This is a genomic window from Actinotalea sp. C106 (genome assembly GCF_023630195.1).
GTDB lineage: Bacteria > Actinomycetota > Actinomycetes > Actinomycetales > Cellulomonadaceae > Actinotalea.
The window spans coordinates 1-4003 of the sequence record NZ_JALPKN010000279.1 but is presented as its reverse complement, the minus strand read 5'-3'; the positions used below and the strand labels follow the sequence as shown (position 1 = coordinate 4003).

The following is a 4003-nucleotide window of genomic DNA, read 5'->3' as shown; positions in this document are numbered from 1 at the left end:
CAGGCCCCGGCCGATGCCCCGGCCGGCCCCGGTGACCAGGGCGGTGCGGGGGACGTCGAGCAGCGGCGGTGCAGCGGTGCGGAGGTCGGGCGTCGTCGGGCTCATGCCCTCCATCGTGGCGCACGAAGCTCGGCCGTGCCCAGGGGTGCGGGACGACGTGCCCCGCGGGCGGCGAGGATCTCGCGGCGGTGGATGACCTCCATCCGCCGCAGCTCCCGGTCCAGGGACTCCTGCTCGGGTGCCGGACTCGACGGGGCGGGGGGCGTGCTCGTGCCCGCGGACCGGCGGGTCGGCTCGGCGCTCATGACGGGATCCGCCGGACGAGGGAGAGGCGCGAGCGCGTGGTCAGGGCTGTGCCGAGTATCGCGAAGGTCGGCAGACCCAGGAGGACCGTGACGAGACCGGACCACGGCATGACCAGCTGCCAGGTCCGGTCGGGCAGAGTGCTCCAGGCCGCGGTCTGCAGCTCGACGAACACCCCGCCGAGCATGGTCCCGACGAGGACCCCGAGCACCGTGCCGGTCACCGCGATGACCCCGGCCTGGGCCCCGGCGACCAGCCTGCGCGTGCGGGGAGCAGCGCCCACGGCAGCGAGGGTCGCGAGGTCGGCCCGGGACTCGGCGGCCGCGAGCCCGACCGCCGACCAGGTCGCGCCGAGACCGACCACACCCAGGACCGCCAGGATCAGGAGCGACAGGGTCGTGTCGCGGTGCTCGTACGGGCTCTCGACCTCGAGGACCATCGAAGGGTGGACGGCCTCGAGGGCGGCGCGCAGCGCCTCTACCTCGGGGCCGTCGAGCTCGACGGCCGGGCGTGCGACCAGCCCGACGGGCTGAGCCTTCGCCTCGCCGTCCAGCGCCTCGATGCTCTCGGGCGGCAGGACGAGCTGGTAGAGGAAGTTGGACCACCCGGTCACCCGAGCGGGGCGCTCGAGGACCAGAGAGGCGAGCTGCGAGCCCTGCGCGTCCTGGACCGTGGCGGCGAGCTCCACCGTGCCGTCCGGGCGCAGGGCCCGCTCGTCGTGGACCAGGGCCTCCCCCCGGGCCAGGGCAGCCGCAGCCTCCTCGGCCTCCGGCAGGCCGAGGACGGCGACCGCTGCGCCGTCGTCCATGATCACCCCCGAGGACCACGAGGTCGTGGCCCAGACGCCCCCCGAGGAGTACTCGGGGCGCTCCTGGCACCGCGGGTCCGCCGCGGCCTCGGCGAGCTCGGCGTCGGTGGGGGCCCGGTCCAGCAGCCACACGGGGCACTGCTTCTCGACGGGGACCTCGGGGTAGATCCAGAGGTCGGCCCCCAGGCCGGTCAGGGGGTCGATCTCCTGGTCGGTGGGCACCAGCATGCTCACCGGGGCGATCGCCTCGAGGTCGACCGAGGACTCGAGGACCTCCTCGGCGCTGGTCAGTAGCCCCGCCCGGGTGTCCTCGTCCTCCTCCTCGGAGGGCAGCCCCACCTGGATGACGCCCACCTCCGCCACCGGGGAGTAGAGCAGCTCGTCACGCTGGGCCTCCGAGGCCACGTAGACCAGGCCGGCGGTGGCACCCGCGACGGCGGCGATCACCGCGGCCAGGGCGGGGGCGGTGCGTCCCCGCTGACGGGCCGCGTCGCGCATCGCGAGGCGTGGCGCGAGCGGGGCCCACCGAGCCAGGCCACCGATCAGGGTGACGATCGCCCCCGAGGCCGCGACCATCCCCACCATGAGGAGCAGCACGCCGAGTGTCGCGAGCACGGGCTCGCTGCGGACCGCCCCGGCCAGGGAGGTCGCGACCCCTGCTCCGAGCAGGACGATCCCGACCAGGGGCACCGCGCGCCGCGGACGGGCCTCCGAACGCCGCCCGGCCAGGGCGGCGACGACGTCCACCCGGGCCGCGGTCCGGGCAGGCAACCAGGCCGCCGCCACGGCGATCAGGACGCCGATCAGCACGAAGCTCGCGACCTCGAGCCACGGGACCACGAGGTTGGGGAAGGAGGAGGCGGTGGCGGGGACCGCGGTGACGAGCAGCGCACCGACCGTCACGCCCAGCGCGGCAGCCCCCACCGAGGCCCCGACACCGATGACCACCGCGCCCCACAGCACCACCCGGCGCAGGTCGCGGCGTTCGCCGCCCTGGGCCGCGACCAGGGCCAGGGCCCTGGTCTGCCGCCGGGCACCCACCGCGAAGGCGGGACCGATGAGGAGGACTGCCTCGAGGAGACCGGCACCGACCACCGCGGCCCCAAAAGCAAGGGTCCGCGCCTCGGCCTGTCCCTCCGTGGGGTCCCCCACCCCCTCGACCGCAGGCGGGGCGAGCAGCACCTCGCGGCTCGCGACCTGCAGCCCGACCGCGTTGAGCTCGAGCACCATGTCCCACGTGATCGGCGTCGGCCCGGCGACCAGCCACTCCGCACGGTCCAGGCCGACGAACCTGTCGGCCCCGTCCAGGTCGGTCAGCCCGTCGGTCCGCTCCTGACCGTCCAGGCGGTCCTCGGCCCGGCCGAGGACCCCCGTCAGCCCGAGGAGGTCCGTCGCGGGGACGGTCCGGTCGAGCACGCCCACGAGCTCGACGTCGACCTCCTGCCCCGAGGGACCGGTGACGACCAGGCCGTCCCCCGGGAGGACGTCGAGGGTCTCGGCGAGCCACGGGGCGAGGACCACCTCACCCCTGGTACGCGGGAGGGCGCCGCTCTCGAGGGGGTAGGCGCTCGCCACCCCCGGGGCACCGAGGTCCACCTCGGCGAGGTGCAGCATGCGCTCGCTGCGCGTGGGTCCGTCGACCCGGACCGGGGTCTGCAGCGCGGGGATCACCGTGACCGCGGGGCCCACGACCGCCTCGATCCGCTCCTGCACCTCTGCGGGCTCCTCGGGGACCTGGGGGTCCCCCTCCTCCGACCAGCCGCAGCTGACGCCCCCCAGGCCCACGTGCGGGACCTGGTGGACCTCCCCCGGGCACACGTAGGTCACCCGGGCCTGGAGCTCCTCGCCGAGGGCGTACCGGGCGTAGGTGGGCCCGGTGGGGACCGAGGAGCGCACCAGGACGTCGATCACCACGGCGGCGACCACGGGAAGGGCCACCATGATGGCGACGAGGGCGGTCCGCCCCCGGGAGCGGGCGGCCTGTCGACGGGCGATCCGAGCGGTCGCCCGCAGTGCCGCGAGGCGACGGCCCATCAGCCGTCCTGGTCGGTCGGACCGCTCGACCGGCGGCCGGACCCGAGGCCGTCGGACCCCGCACCGACCAGCAGCGAGCCGGGACCGCCACGGTCCCCCGTCGAGTCGACGACGACCCCGTCCCGCAGGAACACCGTGCGGTCGGCCCAGGCGGCGAAGCGGGCCTCGTGGGTCACGAGCAGGCCACCGGCCCCTGCGTCGACCCGAGACCGCAGCACGCGCATGACCTCCTCGCCCGTGACCGAGTCCAACGCCCCTGTGGGCTCGTCGGCCAGCACCAGGCTGCGGGGGCCGGCGAGGGCACGGGCGATCGCGACGCGCTGCTGCTGGCCGCCGGACATCTCGTCCGGGAAGCGGTCGGCGAGCTCGGCGACACCCACCTCCTCGAGGGCGGCGAGGGCCTCGACCTGCGCCTCACGCTGCCGGACGCCGTCCAGCTCACGCGGGAGGGAGACGTTCTCGGCGGCGGTCAGGGCCGGCACGAGGTTGAAGTCCTGGAACACGTAGCCCACGCTGCGGCGACGCAGACGCGCGCGGCCCTTGAGGTCCAGGGCAGAGAGCTCGGCCCCCGCCAGGGTCACGGTGCCCCCGGTCGGGGTGTCCAGGCCACCAGCCAGGTTGAGCAGGGTCGACTTGCCCGAGCCCGAAGGGCCCATCACCGCGACGAGCTCCCCCACGCGCACGTCGAGGTCCACGCCCTGCAGGGCGTGGACCGCGAGGTCACCCTCGCCGTGGGTCCGGGAGACCTGGACCAGACGGAGCAGGACGGGTCCCAGGCCGGTGCCGGGGGAGCTCACCGCAGGGCCCGCCCCACGCCCACCGCGGGCGGGCCCGAGGTGACGTCGGCCGTCGGGCCCT

At 75.7% G+C, this 4003-nt stretch carries 3 protein-coding genes; all 3 read right to left on the bottom strand.

The window, feature by feature from the left end; genetic code table 11:
• Positions 1–101 precede the first annotated feature (101 nt).
• Genes L0B03_RS14870 through L0B03_RS14860 form a run of 3 tightly spaced genes read right to left on the bottom strand, consistent with a single transcriptional unit; the run spans position 102 to position 3921 of the window.
• Positions 102–305, bottom strand: a complete 204-nt coding sequence (locus L0B03_RS14870; RefSeq protein ID WP_250447171.1) for a hypothetical protein — start codon at positions 303–305, stop codon at positions 102–104.
• Positions 302–3145, bottom strand: a complete 2844-nt coding sequence (locus L0B03_RS14865) for an ABC transporter permease (RefSeq protein ID WP_250447168.1) — start codon at positions 3143–3145, stop codon at positions 302–304. Before L0B03_RS14865 ends, L0B03_RS14870 begins: the two co-directional genes overlap by 4 nt.
• The gene (locus L0B03_RS14860) at positions 3145–3921 is read right to left on the bottom strand and encodes an ABC transporter ATP-binding protein (protein WP_250447174.1); all 777 of its coding nucleotides are present in this window, start codon (positions 3919–3921) and stop codon (positions 3145–3147) included. Before L0B03_RS14860 ends, L0B03_RS14865 begins: the two co-directional genes overlap by 1 nt.
• Between the last annotated feature and the right edge of the window lie 82 nt (positions 3922–4003).

Excerpts from the sequence above, each read along its gene's own strand:
- L0B03_RS14870 (WP_250447171.1), bottom strand. The coding sequence starts at position 305 with ATGAGCGCCGAGCCGACCCGCCGGTCCGCGGGCACGAGCACGCCCCCC.
- L0B03_RS14865 (WP_250447168.1), bottom strand. The coding sequence starts at position 3,145 with ATGGGCCGTCGCCTCGCGGCACTGCGGGCGACCGCTCGGATCGCCCGT.